Genomic DNA, 24,849 nt, shown 5'->3' on the forward strand with positions numbered 1-24,849 from the left:
CCCGCACCAGGGTCGGGTCGGTTCGGCCGCCGGCCGAACCGACCGTCAGCACCGGCTGCTTGCGCCGCCGGCACCAGGCGATCGCCTCGACCTTGGTGCGGAAGCTGTCACAGGCGTCGACCACCAGGTCGAAGCCCTCGCCCAACAGGCTTTCCAGGTTGCCTGCGGTGAGGAACTGCGCCACCGGGCGCGCCTCCACCCGCGGATTGATCGCGCGGCAGCGCTCGGCCAGGACCTGGGCCTTGCCGCGGCCGTACTGGCCCTCCAGCGCCGGCAGCTGGCGGTTGGTGTTGGACACGCACAGGTCGTCGGCGTCGACCAGCACCAGGGTGCCCACCGCCGAGCGCGCCAGCGCTTCGACCAGCCACGAGCCCACCCCGCCGAGCCCGACCACCGCCACCCGGCGCCCGGCCAGCCATTGCGCCGCGCCCACGCCGTACAGCCGGTCGATGCCGGCAAACCGTTCCTGCAGGAATGCGTCCATGGGCGCGCATTCTACCGGTGCGGCTGCAAGCGTCGCCGCCGGCGCCTTATGATGTGCGCCCTTCCAACGGAGCCCGCCGCATGGCCAGCCAGCCGAACCGCCCCTCGCCCGCCGCCCGCTACCTCATCGTGTTTGCCATCGGCCTGCTGGTGGGCGTGGTCGCCGCGGTGATGGCGCTGCGCGCGCTGAAGGAGCGGCAGGATCCGTTCCCGGACGCGCTGATGAACGTGATGGCGCGCCAGACCCAGGAACTGAAGGCCACCGCCGCGGCCAACCGCTGCGCCGTGCACGATGCATTGCCGCGCCTGCAGTCGCTGCGGGCGATGGCCAACGACCTGGAAACCGCCTTCCCGGGGCTGCGCGACGACCAGCGCTTCGCCGGTGCGGCCTCCAGCCTGCGCGCCAACCTCGACCAGGCGCTGGCCGCGCCGCCGTCGGACTGCGCGCAGATCACCGCCACGCTGGAGAAGATCGGCGGCGATTGCCGCGCCTGCCACCAGGATTTCCGCTGAACCGCGGCTGATGCCAGCCGCCGGCGTCATGCGCGGGCGGGCGCCGGGTTGCCGCGCCGTTCACGAGCATGGCGCAAGGATGCAGCCACGGAAGCGGCCCGGCCGCATCCGCCGGACCACACTTCAGGAGATGCACGATGAAGTCCCGCCTGCTCTGCGCCGCCGTCCTCGGCTCCCTGGCCCTGGCCGCCTGCAGCACCACCTCGCCCAACTACGGCTATGGCTCGTCCTATCCGTCCGGCGGCAGCTATCCGGCCCCGCAATCGTGCCTGGACTGCGGCATCGTCACCCGTATCGACGTGATCGGCTCCAACCGCAGCGCGCCCGCCGCGACCGGCGCGATCCTGGGCGGCATCGTCGGCGCGGTCGCCGGCCATGAGATCTCCGACAAGACCGGTGGCAGCAAGGGCAACCAGAACGTCTCCGCCGTGGCGGGCGCGGCCGCCGGCGCGATGGCCGGCAACGCCATCCAGGGCCGCGTCACCGGCGATACCTACAACATCCACGTGCGCATGGACGACGGCCGCACCGTGGTGATCAACCAGCGCGACCTCGGCGGCATCCGCGAGAACACCTACGTGCGCGTGGTCAACGGCAAGGTCGCGATCCGCTGATCGCCGCCACGACCGGCAAAAAGAAACGGCCCGCATCGCGGGCCGTTTCCGTTTGTAGCCGATGGCTCTGGATCAGGCGGTCTGCACCGCGTCGGCCTGCAGGCCCTTCTGGCCCTGGACGACGGTGAAGGTGACCTTCTGGCCTTCCTTCAGGCTCTTGAAGCCCTGCATCTGGATGGCGCGGAAGTGGACGAACACGTCCTCGCCATTCTCACGGCTGATGAAGCCAAAGCCCTTGGCATCGTTGAACCATTTGACGGTCCCGGTCTCGCGCTCTGCCATTACTGCTTACTCCTGGAACTTTGCTGGGTGGTGGTTACGCCGTGGCCAACGGCGGCTGGTTGCAAGGAGTACGCGAGGTGTAACGATGTAGCAGACCATCACCAAGGACCTACCGCATCAGGTCACGGTTCACGGTGACCTTGCCAAGCGCAGCGGCCCAAACTTACCGCCGGCCCATGGCGAATGCAATCATGCCCGGGCCGCCCCAGGAGCCCCCCGCCCCCGATGGATACGACCACCCTGTGGTACCTGCTCGCCGGCCTGCTGATGCTGGTCGGCCTGGCCGGCGTGGTGCTCCCGGCCCTGCCTGGCCTGCCCCTGGTGTTCGCCGGCATGGCGCTGGCCGCCTGGGCGGATGGTTTCATCCGGATCAGTGGCTGGACCCTGGCCGCCCTCGGCCTGCTCACGCTGCTTTCCATCGCGATCGACATCATGGCCGGCGCCTTCGGTGCGCGCCGCTTCGGCGCCGGGCGGATGGCCGTGGCCGGTACCACCCTGGGCACCGTCATCGGCCTGTTCTTCGGCCTGCCCGGACTGTTGCTGGGCCCGTTCATCGGCGCGGTGCTGGGCGAGCTGTGGCATACCCGGCACCTGCCACAAGCCGCGCGGGTCGGCGCGGCCACCTGGGTAGGCCTGCTGCTGGGCGCCGCCTTGAAGCTGGCCCTGGCTTTCGCCATGCTCGGCCTGTTCGTGCTGGCGTGGTTTTTCTGAATACGCACCGCCTCCCTGGAGCTCGACTTGAACCGGATGTCCCCCCTGCCCCTGGCGCTGTGCGCCGCGCTCGCCGCCACCGCCCCGGCGCTGGCGGCGCAGGAAATCACCGCGCGCCCGGCCAGCGCCGACGCCTGCCTGGCCATCGCCTCCAACGCCCAGCGCCTGGCCTGCTACGACGCAGCCCTGGGCTATGTCACGCCCTCGCCGCAGGAAGCGGACCTGGCCGCCGACGTCGCCGAGCGCGCCGCGGAGGAGGCCGCGGGCGAACAGCCCGCCACCGAGCTGTTCCAGCGCGACCTGCACCCGGCCGCGCGCGCGGCGATCGCCAACGCCGGCCGCGGCTCGCTGCTGGACAACCGCTGGGAACTGGCCAAGGACTCCAAGCTGGGCATCTTCCAGCTGCGCGCCTACAAGCCGGTGTACGTGCTGCCTGGCTTCTGGACCAGCCGGACCAACACCACCCCCAGCTCGCCCAACCCCAACAACACCGTCACCACGCCCGAGCAGCTGGACAGCATCGAGGCCAAGTTCCAGCTGAGCTTCAAGACCAAGGTCGCCGAGGACCTGTTCGGCGACAACGGCGACGTCTGGGTCGGCTACACCCAGAGCTCGCGCTGGCAGGCCTACGCCTCGGAGACCTCACGCCCGTTCCGCGAGACCAACTACGAGCCGGAGGTGATGCTGGTGTTCCGCAACAACTACAGCCTGTTCGGCTGGAAGGGGCGGATGACCGGGATCAGCCTCAACCACCAGTCCAACGGCCGCAGCGATCCGTTCTCGCGCAGCTGGAACCGGGTGATCCTCAACCTCGGCCTGGACCGCGACAACTGGGCCTTCGTGCTGCGCCCCTGGTACCGGGTCGGCGAAAGCGCGCGCGACGACAACAACCCGGACATCGAGGACTACATCGGCCGCGGCGACGCCCTGCTGGTATACAACCGCAACGGCCACGAGCTGAGCCTGACCGCGCGCCACTCGCTGCGCGGCGGCGACCGCGCGCACGGCTCGCTGCAGCTGGACTGGGGCTTCCCGATCAACAACCTGCTGCGCGGCCACGTCCAGGTGTTCGACGGCTACGGCGAGAGCATGATCGACTACAACCACAAGGCCACCTACATCGGCGTCGGCTTTGCCCTGCTGGAGTGGTTCTGATGCAGCGCGCGACGGTCTGGCACAACCCGCGCTGCTCGAAGTCCCGCGCGGTGCTGGAGATCCTGCGCGAGCGCGGGATCGAGCCGGTGATGTTCAACTACCTGGCCCATCCACCCGATCGCCAGAGCCTGCGCCGCGTCGCCGAGTCCTGCGGCGGCGTGCGCGTCCTGGTCCGCAGCAGCGAACCGCTCTACGCCGAACTGGGCCTGGATTCGGCCGACGACGAGGCCCTGCTGGACGCGATGATCGCCAACCCGCAGCTGATCAACCGCCCGGTGGTGATCACCCGCCGCGGCGCGCGCCTGTGCCGGCCGCCGGAGGAAGTGGTCGCCCTGCTCGACTGAGCGGCGCCTCAGGTCCAGTCGGTGATGCCCTCGCGGCGGTAGACCTCGGCGAAGCTGGGCAGCGACTTCATCCGCCTGGCGTAGTCCTGCAGCACCGGCCAGCTGTCGGTGGGCCTGGGCATGTTGCGCGACCAGCGCATCAGCATGGTCAGGACGAAATCCACCGCCGTGCGCTGCCCGCCGAGCATGTACGGGCCGCCGTTGCGCTGCAGGTGGTCGGCCACCTGCTGCCACGCCGCCTCCAGCGCGGCGCGGGCGCGTTCCTTCACCGCCTCCACGTGCTCCGGCCCGGCCGGTTCGTCCGGGTAGAACCAGGCGCGGTACTGCGGCATCAGCGTGTACACGCAGAAGCACATCCAGCGGTAGTAGTCGCCGCGCGCCGGGGTGCCCGGCGCCGGCGCCAGCCCGGCCTGCGGATGCAGGTCGGCCAGGTGCATGGCGATGGCGGCCGACTCGGTCAGCACCTGCCCGTCGATCACCAGGGTGGGCACGCGGCCGGCGGGATTGAGCGCCAGGTACTCCGGCGACTTCTGCTCGCGCCGGTCGAAGTCCAGCTGGCGCAGCTCGTGCCCGATGCCCAGCTCGATCAGCAGCCAGTGCACCACCAGCGACGCGGTGCTTTGCGAACCATAGAGGACGACGGACATCGCGCGGCTCCCTGGAATGGACGTGGCGATTATCGCCCTGGCGCGGGGGCAAAAAGAACGGGCCGGCATCGCTGCCGGCCCGCCCGTGTGCCGCGATGGCGCCTGGCTCAGGCCACCACCACCGGGATCTTGCCGATCCGGGCCTGCCACTGCTTCGGGCCGGTCCTGTGCACCGACTCGCCGGTGGAGTCCACGGCGACGGTCACCGGCATGTCCTTGACTTCGAACTCGTAGATCGCCTCCATGCCCAGGTCCTCGAACGCGACCACGCGCGAGGCCTTGATCGCCTTGGACACCAGGTAGGCCGAACCGCCGACCGCCATCAGGTACACGGCCTTGTTGTCGCGGATGGCCTCGATCGCCGCGTCGCCGCGCTCGGCCTTGCCGACCATGCCCAGCAGGCCGGTCTGCTCCAGCATCTGCCGGGTGAACTTGTCCATGCGGGTGGCGGTGGTCGGGCCGGCCGGGCCGACCACCTCGTCGCGCACCGGATCGACCGGACCGACGTAGTAGATGAAGCGGTTGGTGAAGTCCACCGGCAGCTTCTCGCCGCGGCCCAGCATGTCGACCATGCGCTTGTGCGCGGCGTCGCGGCCGGTCAGCAGCTTGCCGTTGAGCAGCAGCACCTCGCCCGGCTTCCAGCTGGCCACTTCCTCGCGGGTGACCGTGTCCAGGTCCACGCGGCGGGCGTTGTGCGGGCTGTAGGTCAGCTTCGGCCAGTCCTCCAGCGAGGGCGGGTCCAGGGCGACCGGGCCGCTGCCGTCCAGGGTGAAGTGCGCGTGGCGGGTGGCGGCGCAGTTGGGGATCATCGCCACCGGCAGGTTGGCGGCGTGGGTCGGATAGTCCTTGATCTTGATGTCCAGCACCGTGGTCAGGCCGCCCAGGCCCTGGGCGCCGATGCCCAGCGCGTTGACCTTCTCGTACAGCTCCAGGCGCAGTTCCTCGATGCGGTTGGACGGGCCGCGGGCGACCAGGTCCTGGATGTCGATCGGCTCCATCAGCGCTTCCTTGGCCAGCAGCATCGCCTTCTCGGCGGTGCCGCCGATGCCGATGCCGAGCATGCCCGGCGGGCACCAGCCGGCGCCCATGGTCGGCACGGTCTTGAGCACCCAGTCGACGATGGAGTCGGAGGGATTGAGCATCACGAACTTGCTCTTGGCCTCCGAGCCGCCGCCCTTGGCCGCGACGGTCACGTCCACCTTGTTGCCCGGCACGACCTTGACGTTGACCACGGCCGGGGTGTTGTCGCGGGTGTTCAGGCGCTTGCCGGCCGGGTCGGCCAGGACCGAGGCGCGCAGCTTGTTGTCCGGGTGGTTGTAGGCGCGGCGCACGCCCTCGTTGACCATGTCCTCCACGCCCATGGTCGCGTCGTCCCAGCGTACGTTCATGCCGATCTGCAGGAACACGGTGACGATGCCGGTGTCCTGGCAGATCGGGCGGTGGCCTTCGGCGCACATGCGCGAGTTGATCAGGATCTGCGCCATCGCGTCCTTGGCCGCGGGCGATTCCTCGCGCTCCCAGGCGGCGGCGAGGTTGCGGATGTAGTCGACCGGGTGGTAGTAGCTGATGTACTGCAGCGCGTCGGCGACGGACTGGATCAGGTCCTCCTGGCGGATGGACACCGGGATGTTCGACGGGCTGGACGAAGCGGAAGCGGTCACGGCTGGCTCATGGCAGGCGGAAAACCCGCCCATTTTAGGCCAAAGTGGCGGCGCGGCCGGGGCCCCTGTCACACCGGCAAGCGCTGTTCCGTCCTGGAATCCATGGAACCTGTTGATCATTTCCATCGACACCAGCCGCGCCTGCTGGCCCTGGCCTACCGGCTGCTGGGCAGCCGCGCCGACGCCGAGGACGTGGTCCAGGACACCTGGCTGCGCTGGCACCGGGCGGACCGGGCCGCCATCGCCGACCCGGAGGCCTGGCTGGTGACCACCGCCACCCGGCTGGGCATCGACCGCCTGCGCGCCGCCCGGCGCCGGCGCGAAACCTATCCGGGGCCCTGGCTGCCGGAACCGGCCCGGGTCGATCCCGACGCCCCCACCGCGGCCGCGTCCGAGCCGGCCGACGAGGCGCCCGGACCGGCGCGGGCGCTGGAACGGGCCGAGGAAGTCTCGCTCGCGTTCCTGGCGGTGCTGGAACGGCTCGGGCCCGAGGAGCGCGCGGCGTTCCTGCTGCGGGAAGTGTTCGACCACGACTACGCCGCGATCGCCCGGCTGCTGGAACGCAGCGAGGCGGCCTGCCGGCAGATGGTGCACCGCGCCCGCACGCGCATCGCCGGGGCACGGCCGCGCTTCGGGGTCGATCCGCGCCACCACCGGATCCTGCTGGAGAAGTTCATGCACGCCGCGCGCGAGGGCGACCGCGAGGCGGTGCAAGCCCTGCTGCACGCCGATGCACAGCTGGTTTCCGACGGCGGTGGCAAGGCACTGGCGGCGATCCGCCCGTTGCACGGGGCCGAGCGCATCGCCCGCCTGTTCTGGGCGGTGGCGCGGCGGCGCGATCCGGCGGTGCGCTGGCAGCTTGGCCTGGCCAACGGCGAGCCGGCGATCCTGCGCTACCGCGACGGGCGGCTGGTGGGGGTCACCGTGGCCGCCAGCGCGGACGGCCGCATCACCGCGCTGTACACCGTCGCCAATCCGGACAAGCTGGCTGTCACGGATGCGTCGCCCGGGACGTCCTGGTGGTGAAGGCGGCCATGGTGGCCCGCCGGAGCAGACCCGCATGGACTACCGTCGCGTCGAATATCCCAGGCACGTCCCGGATGCCTTCAAGGCGCTCTACACCGCCAGCAACGCCGTGCACGACGGCGTGCTGGAGCCCCCCCTGGTCGAGCTGGTGTTCCTGCGGGTGTCGCAGATCAACGGTTGCGCGTTCTGCATGGACATGCACGCCACCGCCCTGCGCCGGGCCGGGGTCGACCCGCGCAAGCTCGACACCCTGCCCGGCTGGCGCGACAGCCGCTTCTTCGATGCCCGCGAGCGCGCCGCCCTGGACTGGGCCGAGGCCCTGGCCAGGCTGCCCTCCGGCGCCCCGGCCGACGCCACCTACGAGGCGCTGAAGGCGCACTTCGACGATGCCGGCATCGCCACCCTGACCATGGCCGTGGCCCTGATCAGCGCCTGGAACCGGCTGGGCGTGGGCCTGCAGCCGGAACTGCCCTGAGCGCCGCTCAGGCCCCGGCGTCGAAGCGCTCGCGCAGGGCCTGGCGGTAGCGCCGGCTGCACGGCAGCACGCTGCCGTCCTTCAGGTGCACGCGGGCATCGCCGCTGTCCAGCGGCTCGATCGAGGCGACCTGGGCCAGGGCGACCATGTAGCTGCGGTGGATCCGCGCGAAGGCGCGCGGGTCCAGCTGCTCCTCCACCCGCGCCAGGGTGCTGCGCAGCGGATAGTCGCGGCCGCCCACGCGCAGGTTCACGTAGTTGCCGGAGGCCTGCAGCCACTCGATCTCGCCGGTCGGGACCAGGAACTCGCGCCCCAGTTTGCGCACCAGGAAGCGCTCCGGGCGCGCGGGCTCGGCGTCCGCCGGCCCGGCGTCCGGCGCCGGCGGCGCCGCTTCCGGCAGGCTGGCCTCGCCCTGCCAGCGGCGCAGCAGGGCGCGGTAGCCCTCCATCACCACCACGATCAGGAAGAAGGCACGGACGTCCTTCAGGTACTCGTACACCAGCCCGCGCAGCCAAGGGCCGAACTGGTAGTCGCTGCCCAGGGCGCGGTAGAGCAGTTCGCGCAGGGCCACCATGGCCAGCACGTGGACCACGCACAGCACCACGCTGGCGGCCGCGTACAGGGCCAGGCGCCGGCGCCACAGGTGCCAGTACAGCGGGAAGCGGCCCGTGAACCAGGCCAGCACCGGCACCAGCAGCAGCAGGACCAGCGCGCTGCTGCCTTCCCACACCAGCGGTTCCCAGGTCGGGATCCCGGCCCCCCGCCGCCACAGCTCCATCAGCTCGGTCAGGCTGTTGCCTGCGAAGTTGCCCAGGATCAGGAGGGTCCACAGGCCAGCCTCGACCCAGGTCTTCCAGGGGGCGTAGCGCTGGTAGGGAAACGGTTCCGGCGGAGTCATCGACGCATTCTAGCCAACGCCACCGTCGCACCGCCCCATCCGTCCCCGCGTGCCCGCGGTTCGTCCCGCCGGCGTGCCGGTCGTCATCCGGAGCCCCACCGGCGCGGCGTGCCGTGCCAGTTTCCCGGGCCACCGACACGTCCGGAATACGCCATGCCGCGCGACGCCAGCCTACCGCCCGCCTCCACCGCCTCCACCGCCACCCGCCGCCACGACCTGGACTGGGTCCGGGTCTGCGCCTTCGGCCTGCTGGTCCTGTACCACGTGGGCATGTATTACGTGAGCTGGGACTGGCACGTGAAAAGCCCGCACGCCGGCCCCCTGCTGGAGCCGGCGATGCTGCTCACCGGTCCCTGGCGGCTGTCGCTGCTGTTCCTGGTATCCGGTGTGGCCACCGCGTTCCTGCTGGCGCAGGCCCAGCGCCAGGCCGCGGCCGGGGACGGCCGGGTACGCTTCCTCGGCAACCGCTCCTGGCGGCTGCTGCTGCCGCTGCTGTTCGGCATGGCGGTGGTGGTGCCGCCGCAGTCCTACTATGAGGTGGTCGAGCAGCTGCCCGGCGGCTACCACGACGGCTTCCTGGCTTTCTGGGCGCGCTACCTGCGCGCGGACGGTTCGTTCTGCGATGCCGGTGGCTGCCTGATCCTGCCGACCTGGAACCACCTGTGGTTCGTGGCCTACCTGTGGGTCTACACGGTGGCGCTGTGGCTGCTGTGGCGGCTGGCGCGGCCGCTCCTGGACCGCGCCGGCGGCGCGCTGGAACGCGCCCTGTGCGGCTGGGGGCTGCTGCTGTGGCCGGCGCTGGCCCTGGCCCTGGCGCGGCTGCTGCTGATCGGCCGCTACGGTTCGACCCACGCCCTGGTCGGCGACTGGTACAACCACGTCCAGTACTTCGGGGTGTTCCTGCTCGGCTTCCTGGCCGCGCGCCGCGACGGGTTCTGGGACGCGGCCGTGCGCCTGCGCTGGCCGGCCCTGCTGCTGTGGCTGGGCAGCTGGGCCGTGCTGGCCGGCTACACCGTTTCCTACGCCGGCAGCGAGCCGCCCCAGGCCCTGCGCCTGGCCATGCGCGCGGTGTGGGGCGTGGACCAGTGGTGCGCGATCATCGCCGTGCTCGGCTTTGCCCGGCGGCTGTCGCCGGGCGACGGCCCGCTGCTGCGCTACCTGGTGCCGGCGGTTTTCCCGGTCTACATCCTGCACCAGACCGTCACCGTGGTCGCCGCGCACAACCTGCAACCGCTGGACCTGCATCCGGCGCTGGAGGGGCCGCTGCTGGTGCTGCTGACCTTCGCCACCTGCTTCGCCGCCTATGAGGTGGTCCGGCGGGTGCCACTGCTGCGGCCGCTGTTCGGACTGCAGTACCGCGAGCGGTCCGCGCCGGCCGCCGCTCAGGCCGGGACGGCGTGCTCGACCACCAGCTGCACCGCCGAGCCGCCACGGTAATCGTCCGGCTGCAGGCGGTAGGCCAGGTGCAGGTGCGGGGCCGGCGCACTGCCCTGCCAGCCGCCGAAGTGGATTGCCGCCAGCGGCTCACGCCGGTCCGGGTGGCGCAGCCGCAGGCGCAGGTGGCGCTCGCCGACCGGGCGGTAGTCCAGGACCTCGAAGCAACCGTCGAACAGCGGCTCCGGGAAGCCCTGCCCCCACGGCCCGCCGTCGCGCAGCGCCTCGGCGTGGAAGCGGTCGAACTCCTGCGGCAGCAGCTCGCCGTCGCTGAGCAGTTCGGCCTGCAGCAGCGCATCGTCCAGGGTGGCGCGGGCGTGTTCCTGCCAGGCCTGCTCGAACGCCGGCAGCTTGGCCAGTTCCAGGGTCAGGCCGGCGGCCATGGCATGGCCGCCGAAGCGCTGCACCAGTCCCGGATGGCGCGCGTCCACCGCGGCCAGGGCGTCGCGGATGTGGAAGCCGGCGATCGAGCGCGCCGAGCCGCGCAACACCTGCGCGCCGGGCTCGGCCGGGGCGAAGGCCAGCACCGGCCGGTACAGGCGCTCCTTCATCTTCGAGGCCACCAGCCCGACCACGCCCGGATGCCACTCCGGGTCGAACAGGCACGGCGCCAGCGGCGGCGCGCCGTGGTCGACCTGCGCGCGCGCCAGGGCCGCCTCGGCGTCGTCGGTCATCGCCTGCTGCACGGCGCGGCGCTCGGCGTTGATCTCGTTGAGGATGCCGGCCAGTTCGCGCGCGCGCTGCGGGTCGTCGGTGAGCAGGCATTCGATGCCCAGGGCCATGTCCTCCAGGCGCCCGGCGGCGTTGAGCCGCGGGCCCACGGCAAAGCCGATGTCGGCCGCGGTCAGGCAGGCCAGGTCGCGGCCGCAGACCTCGACCAGGGCACGCAGCCCGGCGCAGGCCTGGCCGGCGCGCAGGCGGCGCAGGCCGGCCGCGGCCAGGGCGCGGTTGTTGGCGTCCAGCGGCACCAGGTCGGCGATGGTGCCGACCGCGACCAGGTCCAGCAGGCTGGACAGGTCCGGTTCGCCGGCCGGGAACGCGCCGGACTGGCGCAGTTGCCGGCGCAGCGCGAGCAGGACGTAGAAGATCACGCCCACGCCGGCCAGGCACTTGCTCGGGAAGGCGTCGCCGGCGCAGTTCGGGTTGACGATGGCGTCGGCCGGCGGCAGCTGCTGGCCCGGCAGGTGGTGGTCGGTGACCAGTACCTGCCAGCCGCGCGCGCGCGCGGCGGCGACGCCGGCATGGCAGGCGATGCCGTGGTCCACGGTGACCAGCAGTTCCGGCTGCAGCGCCGCCAGTTCCTCCACCAGCGCAGGCGACAGGCCGTAGCCGTGGACCATGCGGTTGGGCACCGCGTGCGAGACCCTGCGCGCGCCGAGCATGCGCAGGCCGCGCACGCCCACCGCGCAGGCGGTCGCGCCGTCGCAGTCGAAGTCGCCGACCACCACGATGTGGCGGTCGTCGCGGATGGCCGAGGCCAGCAGTGCGACCGCCGCCGGCAGGCCGCCCAGCGCGTCCGGCGGCAGCAGGTCGGACAGGCGCGGCCGCGCCAGTTCGAAGCGGTCGGCGCCGCGCGCGGCGTACACCCGGCGCAGCAGCGGCGGCACGTGGCCGGGCCAGGCGCCGCCCACTACCACGGGCTCGCGGCGGCGGATCCGGGGAGCGGCGGGGCTCATGCGCGCGGCGCGGGAGAGTTCATGCGTCCAGCGAACGCAGCGGGCTGCGCCAGAAGCGCCAGCGCTGGCCGCGGCGCAGGTGCAGGCGGGTGCCGTCCTCGAAGTCCAGCAGCAAGGTGTCGAACTCGTCGCGTGCCATCGAAGCCAGCAGCGGCGGCAGCACCTGGTTGCCCAGCACCTCCAGCGAACGCAGGTGGCGCAGGTCGACCAGGCTGTCGCCCACCGCGCCCGGCGGCGTGTCGGCGGCGGTGGCCGGGGTCGCGGTGGCGGCGCCGGCCTCGCCGGCCAGGGCCTGCACCAGCGGATCGGGGCTGCGCACGTTCATGTAGCTCGACTGCACGCTGTCCGGGGCCACGCCGGCGCCCCAGAACCACAGCGAGTTGACCGCGGGCCGGCCATGGTCGGTGCGCGCGCGGTTCCAGGGGTGGTGGTGCAGCGCGACCTGGACCTCGGTGATCAGCGCGCGCCAGCGCCGCGACACCGGGTCCTCGCCCAGCGGCAGCGCGTTGAACAGGTCGTCGCCGAGCGCGTCCTCGGGCGCGATGAACTCCGGCAGCGGGGTGCCGGCAGGCAGGCGCAGGTACCAGCGTGCCGGATGCGGCGCATCCAGCTGGTAGCCGGCGTCGCCGAACAGCGGCTTGAGCACCGGCAGCAGCGCCTGCGCGTCCAGGGTGTCCAGGCCCAGGCCTTCGCCCCAGCCGAGCAGGCGCGCGCCGTTGAGGTCCGGCGCCACGTGCGCCGGATCGGCGCGCAGCCACAGTGCGTCGCCGGCATCGCTGCCGGCATCGGCGCGGCGGGTGAGCGCGGCCACCGGCCAGTGGTCCGGGGTCAGGCGGAAGTGGCGGCGCAGCTGGGCGCGGCCGCCGGGCTCGAGCTGCTCGCGGTCGGCGCGCCCGAAGGCGCGCGCGGCCGCCTGCGGCAGGGGCCCGGGCAACCTGTCCCGGGCCGGCAGCAGCAGCGCGATGGCGGTCATCGCCGGCCTCTCAGCCCACGTACTCGACGCTGACGATCTCGTATTCGCGCTTGCCGGCGGGGGCCTCGATCACGATGGTGTCGCCCTCCTCCTTGCCGATCAGCGCGCGGGCCACGGGCGAGGAGATCGCGATCAGGCCCTGCTTGATGTCCGCCTCCAGGTCGCCAACGATCTGGTAGCGGACCTCCTCGTCGGTCTCCACGTCGGCCAGGGTCACGGTGGCGCCGAACACCACCTTGCTGCCGGCATTGAGCTTGGTCACGTCGATCAGGTCGGCGTGCGACAGCTCGCTCTCCAGCTGCTTGATCCGGCCTTCGATGAAGCCCTGCTGCTCGCGCGCGGCGTGGTACTCGGCGTTCTCCTTCAGGTCGCCGTGGCCGCGCGCTTCGGCGATGGCGGCGATCACTTCCGGACGCTTCACCGTCTTGAGGTGCTCCAGCTCCTCGCGCAGGCGCTGGGCGCCTTTAAGGGTCAGGGGGGCTCTCACGATTGCAGCTCCTTGTGCAGCTCCTGCAGGGACCAGACCGGGCCGGTCCCGCGGTATTCAAGCGAATGCACCAGCGCCTTGGCGCCGGCGACGGTGGTCGAGTAGGTCACGCGCTGCTGCAGCGCCTCGCGCCGGATGGAGAACGAGTCGGCGATGGCGGCGCGGCCCTCGGTGGTGTTGACGATGTAGGCGATCTCGCCGTTCTTGATCGCGTCGACGATGTGCGGGCGGCCCTCGGCGACCTTGTTGACCACGGTGCACTCCACGCCGTGGTCCTGCAACCACTGCGCGGTGCCGCGGGTGGCGACGATGCTGAAGCCGCGCTCGACCAAGGCCTTGGCCACCGGCACCACGCGCTTCTTGTCCGGGTCGCGCACCGACACGAACGCCTTGCCCGGCTGCGGCGCGCGGATGCCGCCGGCCTCCTGGGCGCGCGCCATGGCCGCGCCGAAGCTACGGCCCACGCCCATCACCTCGCCGGTGGAGCGCATCTCCGGGCCGAGGATCGGGTCCACGCCCTGGAACTTGGCGAACGGGAAGATCGCTTCCTTGACCGAGTAGTAGCTTGGCACGACCTCGCGGGTCGCGCCCTGCTCGGCCAGGGTGCGGCCGGTCATGCAGCGGGCGGCGATCTTGGCCAGCTGCACGCCGGTGGCCTTGGACACGAACGGCACCGTGCGCGAGGCGCGCGGGTTCACCTCCAGCAGGTAGACGGTGTCGGTGCCGTCCTCGTTGGACTGGATGGCGAACTGGGTGTTCATCAGGCCGACCACCTTCAGCGCCTTCGCCAGCTCGCGCACCTGCCGGCGCAGCTCGTCCTGGGTGGCCTGCGACAGCGAGTACGGCGGCAGCGAGCAGGACGAGTCGCCGGAATGCACGCCGGCCTCCTCGATGTGCTCCATCACGCCGCCGATCAGGGTGGCGCCGGTGGCGTCGGCGATCAGGTCGACGTCGACTTCCACGGCGTTGTCCAGGAAGCGGTCCAGCAGCACCGGCGAGTCGTTGGAGACCTTCACCGCGTCGCGCACGTAGCGGGCCAGGTCCGACTCGCCGTACACGATCTCCATGGCGCGGCCGCCCAGCACGTAGCTGGGACGCACGACCAGCGGGTAGCCGATCTCGCGGGCCAGGGCCAGCGCTTCGTCGGCGGTGCGCGCGGTGCGGTTCGGCGGCTGCTTCAGGCCCAGCCGCTCGACCAGCTGCTGGAAGCGCTCGCGGTCCTCGGCCAGGTCGATGGAGTCGGGGCTGGTGCCGACCACCGGCACGCCGTTGGCCTCCAGCGCGCGCGCCAGCTTCAGCGGGGTCTGGCCGCCGTACTGCACGATCACGCCCTTGGGCTGCTCCAGCTCGACGATCTCCAGCACGTCCTCGAGGGTGAGCGGCTCGAAGTACAGGCGGTCGGAGGTGTCGTAGTCGGTGGAGACCGTCTCCGGGTTGCAGTTGACCATGATGGTCTCGTAGCCGTCCTCGCGCAGGGCAAGGGCGGCGTGGACGCAGCAGTAGTCGAACTCGATGCCCTGGCCGATGCGGTTGGGGCCGCCGCCCAGGATCATGATCTTGTCGCGGTTGCTCGGATTGGCCTCGCACTCGTCCTCGTAGGTCGAGTACAGGTAGGCGGTGCTGGTGGCGAACTCGGCGGCGCAGGAGTCCACGCGCTTGTAAACCGGGCGCACCTTGTGCGCGCGGCGCAGGGCGCGGACCGCGGCCTCGTTGGTGCCGGCCAGCTGCGCCAGGCGCGCGTCGGAGAAGCCGTCGCGCTTGAGCTTGCGCAGGCGCTTGCCGTCCAGCGAATCCAGCCCCTCGGCGGCCACCCGCTTCTCCTCGGCGATGATCTCCTCGATCTGGTCCAGGAACCACGGGTCGATGAACGACAGGGCGTGGATCTCCTCCACGCTCATGCCGGCGCGGAAGGCGTCGGCCACGTAGAACAGGCGCTCCGGGCCGGGAGCCTTGAGCTCGCGGCGCAGGGTCGCCAGGTCCTCCTCGTCCGCCAGGTCCAGGCCGGTCGGGTCGAAGCCGACCTTGCCGGTCTCCAGGCCGCGCAGGGCCTTCTGCACCGACTCGCGGAAGGTGCGGCCCATGGCCATCACCTCGCCCACCGACTTCATCTGGGTGGTCAGGCGCGAATCGGCCTGCGGGAACTTCTCGAAGGCGAAGCGCGGGATCTTGGTGACCACGTAGTCGATCGCCGGCTCGAACGAGGCCGGGGTCTTGCCGCCGGTGATCTCGTTCTTCAGCTCGTCCAGGGTGTAGCCCACCGCCAGCTTGGCCGCGACCTTGGCGATCGGGAAGCCGGTGGCCTTGGAGGCCAGCGCCGAGGAACGCGACACGCGCGGATTCATCTCGATCACCACGACGCGGCCGGTCTGGGCGTTGACGCCGAACTGCACGTTGGAGCCGCCGGTGTCCACGCCGATCTTGCGCAGCACCGCGATGGAGGCGTCGCGCAGGCGCTGGTATTCCTTGTCGGTCAGGGTCTGCGCCGGGGCCACGGTGATCGAGTCGCCGGTGTGCACGCCCATCGGGTCGAGGTTCTCGATCGAGCAGACGATGATGCAGTTGTCCGCCTTGTCGCGGACCACCTCCATCTCGAACTCCTTCCAGCCCAGCACCGACTCCTCGATCAGGACCTCGTGCACCGGCGACAGCTCCAGGCCGCGCTTGACGATCTCCTCGAACTCCTCGCGGTTGTAGGCGATGCCGCCGCCGCTGCCGCCCAGGGTGAAGGACGGGCGGATGATGGTCGGGTAGCCCACCTTGGCCTGGATCTCCACCGCCTGCTCGAAGCTCTTCGCCACCTCGGCCTTCGGGCACTCCAGGCCGATCTCCTGCATGGCCACGCGGAACAGCTCGCGGTCCTCGGCCATGCGGATGGCCTCGCGCGAGGCGCCGATCAGCTCGACGCCGTACTTCTCCAGCACGCCGTGGTCGGCCAGGTCCAGGGCGCAGTTGAGCGCGGTCTGGCCGCCCATGGTCGGCAGCAGCGCGTCCGGGCGCTCCTTGGCGATGATCTTCTCGACCGTCTGCCAGTTGATCGGCTCGATGTACACCGCGTCGGCGGTGTCCGGGTCGGTCATGATCGTGGCCGGGTTGCTGTTGACCAGCACCACCCGGTAGCCCTCCTCGCGCAGCGCCTTGCACGCCTGCGCGCCCGAGTAGTCGAACTCGCAGGCCTGGCCGATGACGATCGGGCCGGCGCCGATGATGAGGATGGTCTTGATGTCGCTGCGCTTGGGCATTTCGTTCTCTGGATTGCGGGGAGCGCGCCTTGGGCTGCGGCTCCCGGGCCGGTGGGCGTGCCGCGGCGGCCGGTCAGGCCGCCATCGAGGCCACGAAACGGTCGAACAGGGGCGCCACGTCGTGCGGGCCCGGCGAGGCTTCCGGATGGCCCTGGAACGAGAACGCCGGGGCGTCGGTCAGCTCGATGCCCTGGTTGGTGCCGTCGAACAGCGAGCGGTGGGTGACGCGCACGTTCGCCGGCAGGCTGGCCTCGTCGACCGCGAAGCCGTGGTTCTGCGAAGTGATCAGCACGCGGCCGCTGCCCAGCTCCTGCACCGGGTGGTTGGCGCCGTGGTGGCCGTTGGCCATCTTGATGGTACGCGCGCCGGCAGCCAGGGCCAGCAGCTGGTGGCCCAGGCAGATGCCGAACAGCGGCACCTTCTTGGCCAGGAACTCGCGGATCGCGGCGATGGCGTAGCCGCACGGCTCCGGGTCGCCCGGGCCATTGGACAGGAACACGCCGTCGGGATTCAGCGCCAGCACCTCGGTGTCCGGGGTCTTCGCCGGCACCACGGTGACCTCGCAGCCGCGCTCGGCGAGCATGCGCAGGATGTTGGTCTTCACGCCGAAGTCATAGGCGACGACGCGGTACTTCTTCTCCGCGCCGACGAAGGCGTTGCGGTCCAGGTCCAGCTGGCCCTCGGTCCAGGCGTAGCGCTCGGTGGTGCTGACCACCTGGGCCAGGTCCATGCCCTTCAGGCCCGGGAACTTGCGCGCCGCTTCCAGCGCGGTGTCCACGTCGATGCCCTCGCCCGCCATCAGCGCGCCGTTCTGGGCGCCGCGCTCGCGCAGCAGGCGGGTCAGCTTGCGGGTGTCGATGCCGGCGATGGCGACCACGCCGCGCACGGCCAGCCAGTCCTGCAGCGGGGCTTCGCTGCGCCAGTTGCTGGGGCGTCGCGGCACGTCGCGCACGATCAGGCCGGCCGACCAGACCTTGCCGGCCTCGTCGTCCTGGCCGGTGCAGCCGGTGTTGCCGATGTGGGGATAGGTCAGGGTGACCAGCTGCCGCGCATAGGACGGGTCGGTCACGATCTCCTGGTAGCCGGTCATGGCGGTGTTGAACACCACTTCGCCGACGGCGAGGCCACTTGCGCCTACGGATTCGCCCTCGAACACGGTGCCGTCTTCGAGGACGAGGATTGCGGGATGGGTCACGTCGTTCGCCTTCAGGTGGAGGAGCCCTGTCGCCGGCCCAGCCAGAGGCGGGCTGCAAAAAACCGCGGACTGGCATCTCTCCGGTCCGGGCATGGGGGTAACAGGCGAGCGGGAATTGTACCGGCGACGCCCCCAAAAGGGAACGCCGCCGTTCACGCGGCGAATGGTTTCGCGCGTCGTTCAGCCCTGGCCGAAAAGCAGGTCGCGCAAGGTGTACAGGCCCGGTGGGCGGCCCGCCAGCGCGGTGGCCGCCTGCAGCGCGCCGCGGGCGAAGATGTCGCGGCTGGTGGCGCGGTGCACGAGTTCGACGCGCTCGCCCTGCCCGGCGAACTGCACCGTGTGCTCGCCGACGATGTCGCCGGCGCGCAGGCTGGCATACCGCGGCTCGGCGCCGCCGCGGACGGCCGCCTCGCCCAGGGTCAGGGCGGTGCCCGAGGGGGCATCCTTCTTGTGTACGTGGTGCTGTTCGACGATGTCGCAGTCCCAGCCGGCCAGCGCGCGCGCGGCCTGCTCGACCAGTTCGTTCAGCACCGCCACGCCGACACTGAAGTTGGAGGCCCAAAGCACGGGGATCGTGGCGGCGGCCTGCTCCAGCGCCTGGCGCTGCCCGGCGGAGATGCCGGTGGTGCCCGAGACCAGCGGCCGGCGCCGCTTCACGCACTGCGCCAGCACCGGCTCGAAGCCTTCCGGCAGGCTGAAGTCGATGGCCACGTCGAAATCCGGGACCCCGGACAGTTCGGCCGCGGCGAACTGCGGGATGCCGTCGACCACCCGCTGCAGCGGCGCGCGGCCGGCCACCGCGGCGACCACCTGCCAGCGTTCGGGGGCGTCGGCGGCAAGCCGCAGCAGGGCCCGGCCCATGCGCCCGGAAGCGCCGTGAATGAGGATCCGCAGGGGCTTGTCCATAGGCCTCGCAGGCTAGCCGGGCGGCGGGTCCGCCGGCAAGCGCGGAAGCGGAATGCAGGGTGCGGCGCGGCGGGTGCCGCGCGGCTCACCAGACCAGGTCGTCGGGGACCTGGTAACGCGGGTCGGCGTAGGGATCCTCCTCCGCCGTGGCGTCGGGGTCGACCTTCAGCGCCACCGCCTGCGGGAAGATCTGCTCGGCCTGGGCCAGCACCTGGGCATCCACCAGCAGGTAGCGGCCATTGAGCTGGACCACGCCCAGCTGCCCGGCGTTGAGTTCGCGCAGCTGCGCGGCGGTGACGTAGATGCGCTTGATCTTGCCGCCGTACTCGAAGTGCCGGGCGATGTCGGCCGCCTCGTCGTTGAGGACCTTGTCCTTGAGCAGCTCCTCAAGCTTCGCGCGCGCCTCGCGGCGCTGGCGCGCCTCTTCCTGGCGGCGCTGCTCGGCTTCGATCCGCTCCTGCTTTTCCTGCTGCGCGCGCAGCGCCCAGGCCTTGCCCAGGTCGATCTCGCCCTCGTGGCGGCGCTTCGGCGCGGCCTCGCCCTTGCGCTGCGGGGCACCCTTGCGCGGCGCCCCGCCCTGCGGCGGACGCGGCTTGCCGCCCCCGTCCTTGCGCGGTGGCTGGCGGCGTTCGGGCGCGGGCGCCTTGAACCCTAGGTTGAGGAGCTGGTCGCGGAGGCTGTCGGTCATGGCATCAACGGGCCGCAGGCCCATGGGATCGGTGGCGGCGCGGGAGCGCCGGCGGTCAGTAGTGCGGCGGCGGCGGTTCGCTGCCCGGATCGGCGTAGAGCGCGCCGCGCAGCCCGCGCAGGTCGGCCAGCACCGCCTGCAGGATGGCGTCGGTGCGGGCGCGCTCCAGGCGCGCCTCGGCCAGCGCCTCGCTCAGCTCCGACAGCGCCTGCTCCTGGAACGCCAGGCGCGTTTCCAGCTCGACCAGCCGCTGTTCCAGATCGTCCTGACCGTACTGCATGGTGTTTCGTTCCTTGCCGCAGGGGCGGCACGCGGCGTGGCGGGCCGCCCGCTTCCCGGACGGCGCCGCCGTGCCCTGCCCGCCTCAGCGGGCGATGTCGAGCAGCTCGACGTCGAAGGTCAGGGTCGCATCCGGACCGATCACGCCACCCGGCGCGCCGTTGGCACCGTAGGCCAGGTCGGACGGGATCCAGAAGCGGTACTTGGCGCCCACCGGCATCAGCGACACGCCCTCGGTCCAGCCGGCGATCACGCTGCCCAGCGGGAACTCGGCCGGCTGGCCGCGCTGGTAGGAGCTGTCGAACACGGTGCCGTCCAGCAGCTTGCCCTCGTAGTTGACGCGCACGGTGTCGCTGGGGGTCGGACGCGCGCCGCTGCCCTGGCGCAGGACCATGTACTGCAGGCCCGACGGGGTGGTGATCACGCCCTTCTGCTTCTTGTTCTCGGCCAGGAAGGCGGCACCCTCTGCGCGGTTCTTCTCGGCCACGGCCTGCTGCTTGCGGGCCATGTAGGACTGCAGCGCGGCGCCGGCCTCCTGCTGGTTCAGCAGCGGTGTGCCCTTGGCGAACGCGGTGCGCACGGCCTGCATCAGCACGGCCAGGTCGATGTCGTCCTTGAGCGGGGCCAGCGACGGGCCGATCATGCGGTCGCCGATCAGCAGGCCGACCTGCTCGGCCGGCGGGGCCGGCGGCTCGGCGCCGGGCGCCATGCCCGGGACGCGCTGGCCCTGGCGGGCCGCCAGCGCGGCGCGCAGGGCGGCGTCGGTGGCGCGCGCCTGCTCCTCGGACTGCAGCGGCTGGCCGCCGGCGAAGGCGTTGGCGACGGCACGCTGCATCGCGTCCAGGTCCACGTGCGGGGCCAGCGGCTCGAACGAGCTGGCCACGTCCAGGCCGATCGCGTAGCTGACCTTGTCCTTCTCCGTGGCCAACGAGGCCTTGTCCTGGGCCATCGCCGCGCCGGTCATCACGCTCGCTCCCATCACCAGCGACGCCAGGGCGCCGCGCATGCGGTTGTTCATTCGTTACGGTTCCAATGAGGTGGATCGATCGCCGGCCCGGGGCCGGTCCGCGCGCATTGTCGCATGCGCCGCGGCGGCGGTCAGCGCGTGCCGGCGGCGCGCGGCGCCGGGCGCGCCAGCTCGCGCTCGATCGCCGCCACCAGGGCCGGGTCCAGCGGCTCGACCTTGCTTGGCCAGTTGCCGACCACCCGCCCGTCCCGGGAGACCAGGTACTTGTGGAAGTTCCAGCCTGGCTGCACCCCGGTGGCGGCGGCCAGGCGCCGGTACAGCGGCGTGGCTTCCTCGCCGATCACCTGGACCTTCTCGTACATGGGGAACTTCACTCCGTAGGTCAGGGTGCAGAACTCCTGGATCTGGGCCTCGTCGCCCGGCTCCTGGCCGCGGAAATCGTTCGAGGGGAAACCGATCACCGCGAAGCCGCGCCCGGCGTAACGCTGGTGCAGCGCCTCCAGGCCCTCGTATTGCGGGGTGAAGCCGCACTTGCTGGCGGTGTTGACCACCAGCAGGACCTGGCCGGCATGGCGTTCGGCCAGGTTCACCGGGGTGCGCGAGGCCAGCGGGCGGTACTCCAGATCCAGCAGGTCGCTGCCGGCAGCCGCGGCCGGCGCCGCGAGTCCCAGGGAAATACCGATTGCCATCAACCACTTGGATGCTTTCATCATGTTCTCCGGGATTCCGGCCGGGATAGGCCATCAGTTGGGTTGGCGGGGATTTGACATGCCGTGTTCAGGTGTTATAGTTGAATACAACACCAGTCACCCAAAGCAGGACGCCCCATGAACCGGATTACCTACGCAGGCCGCCGCTTCTGGCTGATCGCGTCGGGCCTTGGCATGGCCCTGTGCTTCGTGGCCTGGTTGCCCGCCCAGGAAGGACGCGCGGGGGATTATGGCGCCGCCGAGGCCGCGATGGAGCGGGCCGAGGCGGGCCTGGAGGCGGCGACCGAACGCCCGGCCCACCGGCTGCGGGCCTCGCTGTCCATGCCCTATTTCTCCTTTGCGCACGCGCTGCGCACCCGGAGCTGACCGAATGAGCGACATCCAGTGGAGCGACGGCGCTCCGATCTACCGTCAATTGAAGGAGCGCGTGATCGCCATGATGCTCGACGGAATCCTCAAGCCGGGCGAAGCCCTCCCCTCGGTGCGCCAGGTGGCGGCCGAGTACCAGCTGAACCCGATCACCGTCTCCCGCGCCTACCAGGAGCTGGCGGATGAAGGCCTGGTCGAGAAACGCCGCGGCCTGGGCATGTTCGTGACCGAGGAGGCCTCGCGGAAGCTGCGCAGCAGCGAGCGCGACCGCTTCCTCAACGAGGAATGGCCCGCCGTGGTCGAGCGCATCCGGCGCCTCGGCCTGTCGCTGGAGGAACTGCTGCATGCCCTTGGGAACAACTGACATGACCGCCCTCGCCCCCGAAACCGCCGCCACCCCGGTCGTCACCGCCCGCGGCCTGCGCAAGGGCCTACAAGCACAAGCTCGCGGTGGCCGGCGCCGACTTCGACATCGGCCCCGGACGCATCGTCGGCCTGATCGGCCCCAACGGCGCCGGCAAGACCACCGCGCTGAAGGCGATCCTCGGCCTGACCCCGTTCGAGGGCGAGCTGCGGGTCCTGGGCAAGGACCCGCGCACCCAGCGCGACGAACTGATGAACCAGGTGTGCTTCATCGCCGACGTGGCGGTGCTGCCGCGCTGGATGCGGGTGCGCGAGGCGGTCGACTTCGTGGCCGGGGTGCACCCGCGCTTCGACCGCGCCAAGTGCGAGCGCTTCCTGGCCAACACCCAGCTCAACCCGAAGCTGCGGGTGCGCGAGATGTCCAAGGGCATGATCGTGCAGCTGCACCTGGCCCTGGTGATGGCGATCGATGCGCGCCTGCTGGTGCTGGACGAGCCGACCCTGGGCCTGGACATCCTCTACCGCAAGCAGTTCTACCAGCGCCTGCTGGAGGACTACTTCGACGAGGACAAGACCATCCTGGTCACCACCCACCAGGTCGAGGAGATCGAGCACATCCTCACCGACGTGCTGTTCATCCGCGACGGCCGGATCGTGCTGTCGGCGGAGATGGAGCACCTGGCCGAACGCTACTGCGAGGTGCTGGTCGGCGCCGACCGCGTCGCCGAGGCGCGCGCCCTGGCCCCGGTCGACGAACGCGCCCTGCCCTTCGGCAAGAGCGTCTTCCTGTACGACGGCCTGGCGCCGGAGCGCGCCGCCGCCCTCGGCGAGGTCCGTACCCCCGGCCTGGCCGACCTGTTCGTGGCCCTGATGAAAGGAACCTACGCATGAATGCCCTTGCCGCCAACACCGCCGGCAACCGCTGGACCCGGACCTTCGCCTGGCTGCTGCGCCGCGAGTTCTGGGAAAACCGCGGCGGCTTCCTCTGGGCCCCGGTGATCACCGGCGGCATCGCCGTGGCCATGGCCACGCTGCTGGCCCTGGCCGGCGCCGTGCAGGCCCGCCGCCAGCTCGGCGGCGGCGAAGCCGAATCCATCGACGACCTGGGCGCCTACCTGAGGATCGTCGGCGCCGCCGGCGACGGCCTGCTGATGGCCGGCTGCAGCATGCTCAGCGCGGTGCTCGCCTTCGTGGTGTTCTTCTACGCCCTGGGCAGCCTGTACGACGACCGCCGCGACCGCAGCGTGCTGTTCTGGAAGTCGCTGCCGGTGTCCGATGCGCAGACCGTGCTGTCCAAGGCCGCCTGGGCCCTGCTGCTGGCGCCGCTGCTGTCGGTGCTGGTGGGCCTGGCCGTCGGCATCGCCCTGTGGCTGGTCGCGGCCGTGGCCATGCTGGTCGGCGGCCTGCCGCATCCGGGCGCGCTGTTCACCCACAGCCATCCCTTCAGCGTCGCCGGGCGCCTGCTGGCCACCGTCCCGCTGGGCCTGCTGTGGTCGCTGCCGACCGTCGGCTGGCTGATGTTCTGCTCGGCCCTGGTGCGCAGCAAGCCGTTCCTGTGGGCCGCGCTGGTGCCGGTGCTGGGCTGCGTGATGCTCAGCGTGTTCGGCGCGGTGCCCGGCCTGGACCTGCCCTACGGCAAGATCTGGTACGTGGCGGTCTACCGCGGCCTGATGAGCGTGATGCCCGGCTCCTGGAGCGTGCACGGCATGGGCAGCCGGCTGCAGTCCGGCGAGATCCACGATCCGTCGCAGCTGGTCGCCGCGATCCTTGACCAGACCAGCAACTGGCAGCTGTACGCGAGCTGGGACCTGTGGATCGGCGCGGCCGTGGGCGCCGCCCTGGTCGCCGCCGCCATCCCCCTGCGCCGCTGGCGCGACGAAGCCTCGGCCTGAGCCGGGAGGAGCGACATGCGCAACCTGTTCCCGATCCTGCTGGTCCTGGCCGCGCTGCCGGCCGCCGCCGGCGCCGACGAGCGCCGCTGTGCGCACGAAGCCCAGCGCGCGGTGCAACTGGACCTGGACGGCGTCCGCACCGTGCGCCTGGTGACCGGCCAGCACACGGTGCGGGCCAAGGCCGCCGCCGGCGCCAGCCATCGCATCGCCGGGCGCGCCTGCGCATCCAGCGCCGCCCTGCTGCAGCAGCTGGAGCTGGTGCAGGAGAAGCAGGGCGACACCCTGGTGGTGGCCACCCGCGGTCCGGCCCAGCGCGGCGGCCTGGGCATGGGCGCCTACGCCCGGCTGGACGTGGCCGGCACCGTGCCCGATGACGTCCTGGTGCAGCTGGTGGTCGGCTCCGGCGACGGCTTCGTCGAGGGCGTGGCCAGCGCCAGCGCCGACGTCGGCTCCGGCGATGCCAGCCTGCGCGGCGTGCGCGGCGCGGTCACCGCCAAGGTCGGCTCGGGCGACCTGGAGGTCGCCGGCAGCGGCCCGCTGAAGCTGCTGTCGCTCGGCTCGGGCGACGTGGTGGCGCGCGACGTGCGCGGCGAGGTCGAGGTCGGGGACATCGGTTCCGGCGACCTGGTCCTGGCCGACGTGCGCGGCGGCGTGCGCATCGACGGCATCGGTTCCGGCAACGCCCGCCTGCAGCGCGTCGGCGGCCCGGTGCGGGTCGGTTCGATCGGCTCCGGCGACCTGGACGTGCGCGGCGCCCCCGCCCTGGAAGTGCGCCACGTCGGCAGCGGCGACATCAGCCACCGCGACGTGGGGCGCGTCGAACTGCCCCGCCGCGATTGACGAAGGAGGACACCATGAACGC

27 protein-coding genes and 1 pseudogene are annotated in these 24,849 nt (G+C 71.5%); 13 read left to right on the forward strand and 15 right to left on the reverse strand.

What is annotated here, in order from left to right; translation table 11 throughout:
* Positions 1-484 (reverse strand): ThiF family adenylyltransferase (locus B351_RS0104210; protein ID WP_019397802.1); only part of this gene is annotated, 484 nt, incomplete at its 3' end.
* A gap of 80 nt (positions 485-564) precedes the next feature.
* On the opposite strand from B351_RS0104210, the gene B351_RS0104215 reads away from it, so the two are divergent.
* Both B351_RS0104215 and B351_RS0104220 read left to right on the forward strand, forming a co-directional pair.
* Complete coding sequence (locus B351_RS0104215; protein ID WP_019397803.1) at positions 565-996, forward strand: cytochrome c; 432 nt, start codon at positions 565-567, stop codon at positions 994-996.
* Positions 997-1,133: 137 nt separating this feature from the next.
* Entirely contained in the window at positions 1,134-1,610 is a 477-nt protein-coding gene (locus B351_RS0104220) for a glycine zipper 2TM domain-containing protein (RefSeq protein ID WP_019397804.1), read from the forward strand.
* Positions 1,611-1,682: 72 nt separating this feature from the next.
* Here the strand turns inward: B351_RS0104220 and B351_RS0104225 are convergent, their stop codons facing one another.
* Positions 1,683-1,892, reverse strand: coding sequence for a cold-shock protein (locus B351_RS0104225; RefSeq protein ID WP_019397805.1), 210 nt, complete (start codon positions 1,890-1,892; stop codon positions 1,683-1,685).
* A 225-nt stretch (positions 1,893-2,117) separates the two neighbouring features.
* On the opposite strand from B351_RS0104225, the gene B351_RS0104230 reads away from it, so the two are divergent.
* From B351_RS0104230 to arsC, 3 genes are read left to right on the forward strand one after another with little or no spacing between them, the layout of a single operon-like run.
* Positions 2,118-2,603 (forward strand): DUF456 domain-containing protein, encoded by a 486-nt coding sequence (locus B351_RS0104230; protein ID WP_019397806.1) that lies wholly within the window; start codon positions 2,118-2,120, stop codon positions 2,601-2,603.
* A 36-nt stretch (positions 2,604-2,639) separates the two neighbouring features.
* Complete coding sequence (locus tag B351_RS0104235; protein ID WP_019397807.1) at positions 2,640-3,758, forward strand: phospholipase A; 1,119 nt, start codon at positions 2,640-2,642, stop codon at positions 3,756-3,758.
* Entirely contained in the window at positions 3,758-4,102 is a 345-nt protein-coding gene (gene arsC / locus B351_RS0104240; RefSeq protein ID WP_019397808.1) for an arsenate reductase (glutaredoxin), read from the forward strand. Before B351_RS0104235 ends, arsC begins: the two co-directional genes overlap by 1 nt.
* Positions 4,103-4,110: 8 nt before the next feature.
* Here the strand turns inward: arsC and B351_RS0104245 are convergent, their stop codons facing one another.
* Positions 4,111-4,749 carry a glutathione S-transferase family protein gene (locus B351_RS0104245; RefSeq protein WP_019397809.1) on the reverse strand — a complete coding sequence of 213 codons (639 nt, stop codon included), beginning with the start codon at positions 4,747-4,749 and terminating at the stop codon, positions 4,111-4,113.
* A 107-nt stretch (positions 4,750-4,856) separates the two neighbouring features.
* Positions 4,857-6,371 (reverse strand): fumarate hydratase, encoded by a 1,515-nt coding sequence (locus B351_RS0104250; RefSeq protein ID WP_019397810.1) that lies wholly within the window; start codon positions 6,369-6,371, stop codon positions 4,857-4,859.
* Between the two features lie 141 nt (positions 6,372-6,512).
* Here B351_RS0104250 and B351_RS0104255 point away from each other — a divergent pair, with 141 nt between their 5' ends.
* Both B351_RS0104255 and B351_RS0104260 read left to right on the forward strand, forming a co-directional pair.
* The gene (locus B351_RS0104255) at positions 6,513-7,436 is read left to right on the forward strand and encodes an RNA polymerase sigma-70 factor (protein WP_019397811.1); all 924 of its coding nucleotides are present in this window, start codon (positions 6,513-6,515) and stop codon (positions 7,434-7,436) included.
* 34 nt (positions 7,437-7,470) lie between these two features.
* Positions 7,471-7,911, forward strand: coding sequence for a carboxymuconolactone decarboxylase family protein (locus B351_RS0104260; RefSeq protein ID WP_019397812.1), 441 nt, complete (start codon positions 7,471-7,473; stop codon positions 7,909-7,911).
* A gap of 7 nt (positions 7,912-7,918) precedes the next feature.
* Here B351_RS0104260 and B351_RS0104265 read toward each other — a convergent pair whose 3' ends face one another.
* A complete protein-coding gene (locus tag B351_RS0104265; protein ID WP_019397813.1) occupies positions 7,919-8,809 on the reverse strand; it encodes a LytTR family DNA-binding domain-containing protein in 891 nt (296 codons plus the stop codon).
* 153 nt (positions 8,810-8,962) lie between these two features.
* On the opposite strand from B351_RS0104265, the gene B351_RS0104270 reads away from it, so the two are divergent.
* Positions 8,963-10,246 carry an acyltransferase family protein gene (locus B351_RS0104270; RefSeq protein ID WP_019397814.1) on the forward strand — a complete coding sequence of 428 codons (1,284 nt, stop codon included), beginning with the start codon at positions 8,963-8,965 and terminating at the stop codon, positions 10,244-10,246.
* Here B351_RS0104270 and recJ read toward each other — a convergent pair.
* The 10 genes from recJ to B351_RS0104320 all read right to left on the reverse strand — a co-directional run bounded on the left by recJ (position 10,192) and on the right by B351_RS0104320 (position 21,342).
* Positions 10,192-11,919 carry a single-stranded-DNA-specific exonuclease RecJ gene (gene recJ, locus B351_RS0104275; RefSeq protein WP_026010349.1) on the reverse strand — a complete coding sequence of 576 codons (1,728 nt, stop codon included), beginning with the start codon at positions 11,917-11,919 and terminating at the stop codon, positions 10,192-10,194. The genes B351_RS0104270 and recJ overlap by 55 nt on opposite strands.
* Positions 11,920-11,938: 19 nt before the next feature.
* Positions 11,939-12,892 carry a hypothetical protein gene (locus B351_RS0104280; protein WP_019397816.1) on the reverse strand — a complete coding sequence of 318 codons (954 nt, stop codon included), beginning with the start codon at positions 12,890-12,892 and terminating at the stop codon, positions 11,939-11,941.
* Positions 12,893-12,902: 10 nt separating this feature from the next.
* On the reverse strand, positions 12,903-13,379 hold the full coding sequence (greA, locus tag B351_RS0104285) for a transcription elongation factor GreA (RefSeq protein ID WP_026010350.1): 477 nt from the start codon (positions 13,377-13,379) through the stop codon (positions 12,903-12,905).
* Positions 13,376-16,618, reverse strand: a complete 3,243-nt coding sequence (gene carB, locus B351_RS0104290) for a carbamoyl-phosphate synthase large subunit (protein WP_019397818.1) — start codon at positions 16,616-16,618, stop codon at positions 13,376-13,378. Before carB ends, greA begins: the two co-directional genes overlap by 4 nt.
* A 73-nt stretch (positions 16,619-16,691) precedes the next feature.
* Positions 16,692-17,813, reverse strand: coding sequence for a glutamine-hydrolyzing carbamoyl-phosphate synthase small subunit (gene carA, locus B351_RS0104295; protein ID WP_026010351.1), 1,122 nt, complete (start codon positions 17,811-17,813; stop codon positions 16,692-16,694).
* 180 nt (positions 17,814-17,993) lie between these two features.
* The gene (gene dapB / locus B351_RS0104300; RefSeq protein WP_083852389.1) at positions 17,994-18,719 is read right to left on the reverse strand and encodes a 4-hydroxy-tetrahydrodipicolinate reductase; all 726 of its coding nucleotides are present in this window, start codon (positions 18,717-18,719) and stop codon (positions 17,994-17,996) included.
* An 85-nt stretch (positions 18,720-18,804) separates the two neighbouring features.
* Positions 18,805-19,407: a DUF2058 domain-containing protein gene (locus tag B351_RS0104305; protein ID WP_019397821.1), complete on the reverse strand. Its 603-nt coding sequence runs from the start codon at positions 19,405-19,407 to the stop codon at positions 18,805-18,807.
* Positions 19,408-19,462: 55 nt separating this feature from the next.
* Complete coding sequence (locus B351_RS0104310) at positions 19,463-19,687, reverse strand: SlyX family protein (protein WP_019397822.1); 225 nt, start codon at positions 19,685-19,687, stop codon at positions 19,463-19,465.
* Between the two features lie 84 nt (positions 19,688-19,771).
* Positions 19,772-20,704 (reverse strand): FKBP-type peptidyl-prolyl cis-trans isomerase, encoded by a 933-nt coding sequence (locus B351_RS0104315; protein WP_019397823.1) that lies wholly within the window; start codon positions 20,702-20,704, stop codon positions 19,772-19,774.
* A gap of 80 nt (positions 20,705-20,784) precedes the next feature.
* Positions 20,785-21,342: a vitamin B12 ABC transporter permease gene (locus tag B351_RS0104320; protein ID WP_019397824.1), complete on the reverse strand. Its 558-nt coding sequence runs from the start codon at positions 21,340-21,342 to the stop codon at positions 20,785-20,787.
* Between the two features lie 138 nt (positions 21,343-21,480).
* Here B351_RS0104320 and B351_RS0104325 point away from each other — a divergent pair, with 138 nt between their 5' ends.
* The 5 genes and pseudogenes from B351_RS0104325 (at position 21,481) to B351_RS0104345 (ending at position 24,827) form a co-directional block, all read left to right on the forward strand.
* Complete coding sequence (locus B351_RS0104325; protein WP_019397825.1) at positions 21,481-21,729, forward strand: hypothetical protein; 249 nt, start codon at positions 21,481-21,483, stop codon at positions 21,727-21,729.
* A 4-nt stretch (positions 21,730-21,733) separates the two neighbouring features.
* A complete protein-coding gene (locus tag B351_RS0104330) occupies positions 21,734-22,096 on the forward strand; it encodes a GntR family transcriptional regulator (RefSeq protein WP_026010354.1) in 363 nt (120 codons plus the stop codon).
* A gap of 1 nt (position 22,097) precedes the next feature.
* A pseudogene (locus B351_RS16185) lies at positions 22,098-22,986 on the forward strand (ABC transporter ATP-binding protein).
* On the forward strand, positions 22,983-23,987 hold the full coding sequence (locus B351_RS0104340) for a hypothetical protein (RefSeq protein WP_019397828.1): 1,005 nt from the start codon (positions 22,983-22,985) through the stop codon (positions 23,985-23,987). The pseudogene B351_RS16185 and the gene B351_RS0104340 overlap by 4 nt, the downstream one beginning before the upstream one ends.
* 15 nt (positions 23,988-24,002) lie before the next feature.
* On the forward strand, positions 24,003-24,827 hold the full coding sequence (locus B351_RS0104345; RefSeq protein ID WP_019397829.1) for a hypothetical protein: 825 nt from the start codon (positions 24,003-24,005) through the stop codon (positions 24,825-24,827).
* Positions 24,828-24,849: the final 22 nt, after the last annotated feature.

The organism is Pseudoxanthomonas sp. GW2 (assembly GCF_000283075.1).
Taxonomy (GTDB): domain Bacteria; phylum Pseudomonadota; class Gammaproteobacteria; order Xanthomonadales; family Xanthomonadaceae; genus Pseudoxanthomonas.

Excerpts from the sequence above, each read along its gene's own strand:
- B351_RS0104265 (WP_019397813.1), bottom strand. The coding sequence starts at position 8,809 with ATGACTCCGCCGGAACCGTTTCCCTACCAGCGCTACGCCCCCTGGAAG.
- B351_RS0104215 (WP_019397803.1), top strand. The coding sequence starts at position 565 with ATGGCCAGCCAGCCGAACCGCCCCTCGCCCGCCGCCCGCTACCTCATC.
- recJ (WP_026010349.1), bottom strand. The coding sequence starts at position 11,919 with ATGAGCCCCGCCGCTCCCCGGATCCGCCGCCGCGAGCCCGTGGTAGTG.
- arsC (WP_019397808.1), top strand. The coding sequence starts at position 3,758 with ATGCAGCGCGCGACGGTCTGGCACAACCCGCGCTGCTCGAAGTCCCGC.
- B351_RS0104255 (WP_019397811.1), top strand. The coding sequence starts at position 6,513 with ATGGAACCTGTTGATCATTTCCATCGACACCAGCCGCGCCTGCTGGCC.
- B351_RS0104260 (WP_019397812.1), top strand. The coding sequence starts at position 7,471 with ATGGACTACCGTCGCGTCGAATATCCCAGGCACGTCCCGGATGCCTTC.
- B351_RS0104315 (WP_019397823.1), bottom strand. The coding sequence starts at position 20,704 with ATGAACAACCGCATGCGCGGCGCCCTGGCGTCGCTGGTGATGGGAGCG.
- B351_RS0104340 (WP_019397828.1), top strand. The coding sequence starts at position 22,983 with ATGAATGCCCTTGCCGCCAACACCGCCGGCAACCGCTGGACCCGGACC.
- B351_RS0104320 (WP_019397824.1), bottom strand. The coding sequence starts at position 21,342 with ATGGCAATCGGTATTTCCCTGGGACTCGCGGCGCCGGCCGCGGCTGCC.
- B351_RS0104220 (WP_019397804.1), top strand. The coding sequence starts at position 1,134 with ATGAAGTCCCGCCTGCTCTGCGCCGCCGTCCTCGGCTCCCTGGCCCTG.
- B351_RS0104245 (WP_019397809.1), bottom strand. The coding sequence starts at position 4,749 with ATGTCCGTCGTCCTCTATGGTTCGCAAAGCACCGCGTCGCTGGTGGTG.
- dapB (WP_083852389.1), bottom strand. The coding sequence starts at position 18,719 with ATGGACAAGCCCCTGCGGATCCTCATTCACGGCGCTTCCGGGCGCATG.
- carB (WP_019397818.1), bottom strand. The coding sequence starts at position 16,618 with ATGCCCAAGCGCAGCGACATCAAGACCATCCTCATCATCGGCGCCGGC.
- B351_RS0104225 (WP_019397805.1), bottom strand. The coding sequence starts at position 1,892 with ATGGCAGAGCGCGAGACCGGGACCGTCAAATGGTTCAACGATGCCAAG.
- B351_RS0104325 (WP_019397825.1), top strand. The coding sequence starts at position 21,481 with ATGAACCGGATTACCTACGCAGGCCGCCGCTTCTGGCTGATCGCGTCG.
- B351_RS0104345 (WP_019397829.1), top strand. The coding sequence starts at position 24,003 with ATGCGCAACCTGTTCCCGATCCTGCTGGTCCTGGCCGCGCTGCCGGCC.
- B351_RS0104305 (WP_019397821.1), bottom strand. The coding sequence starts at position 19,407 with ATGACCGACAGCCTCCGCGACCAGCTCCTCAACCTAGGGTTCAAGGCG.
- B351_RS0104270 (WP_019397814.1), top strand. The coding sequence starts at position 8,963 with ATGCCGCGCGACGCCAGCCTACCGCCCGCCTCCACCGCCTCCACCGCC.
- B351_RS0104330 (WP_026010354.1), top strand. The coding sequence starts at position 21,734 with ATGAGCGACATCCAGTGGAGCGACGGCGCTCCGATCTACCGTCAATTG.
- B351_RS0104235 (WP_019397807.1), top strand. The coding sequence starts at position 2,640 with ATGTCCCCCCTGCCCCTGGCGCTGTGCGCCGCGCTCGCCGCCACCGCC.
- B351_RS0104310 (WP_019397822.1), bottom strand. The coding sequence starts at position 19,687 with ATGCAGTACGGTCAGGACGATCTGGAACAGCGGCTGGTCGAGCTGGAA.
- B351_RS0104280 (WP_019397816.1), bottom strand. The coding sequence starts at position 12,892 with ATGACCGCCATCGCGCTGCTGCTGCCGGCCCGGGACAGGTTGCCCGGG.
- B351_RS0104230 (WP_019397806.1), top strand. The coding sequence starts at position 2,118 with ATGGATACGACCACCCTGTGGTACCTGCTCGCCGGCCTGCTGATGCTG.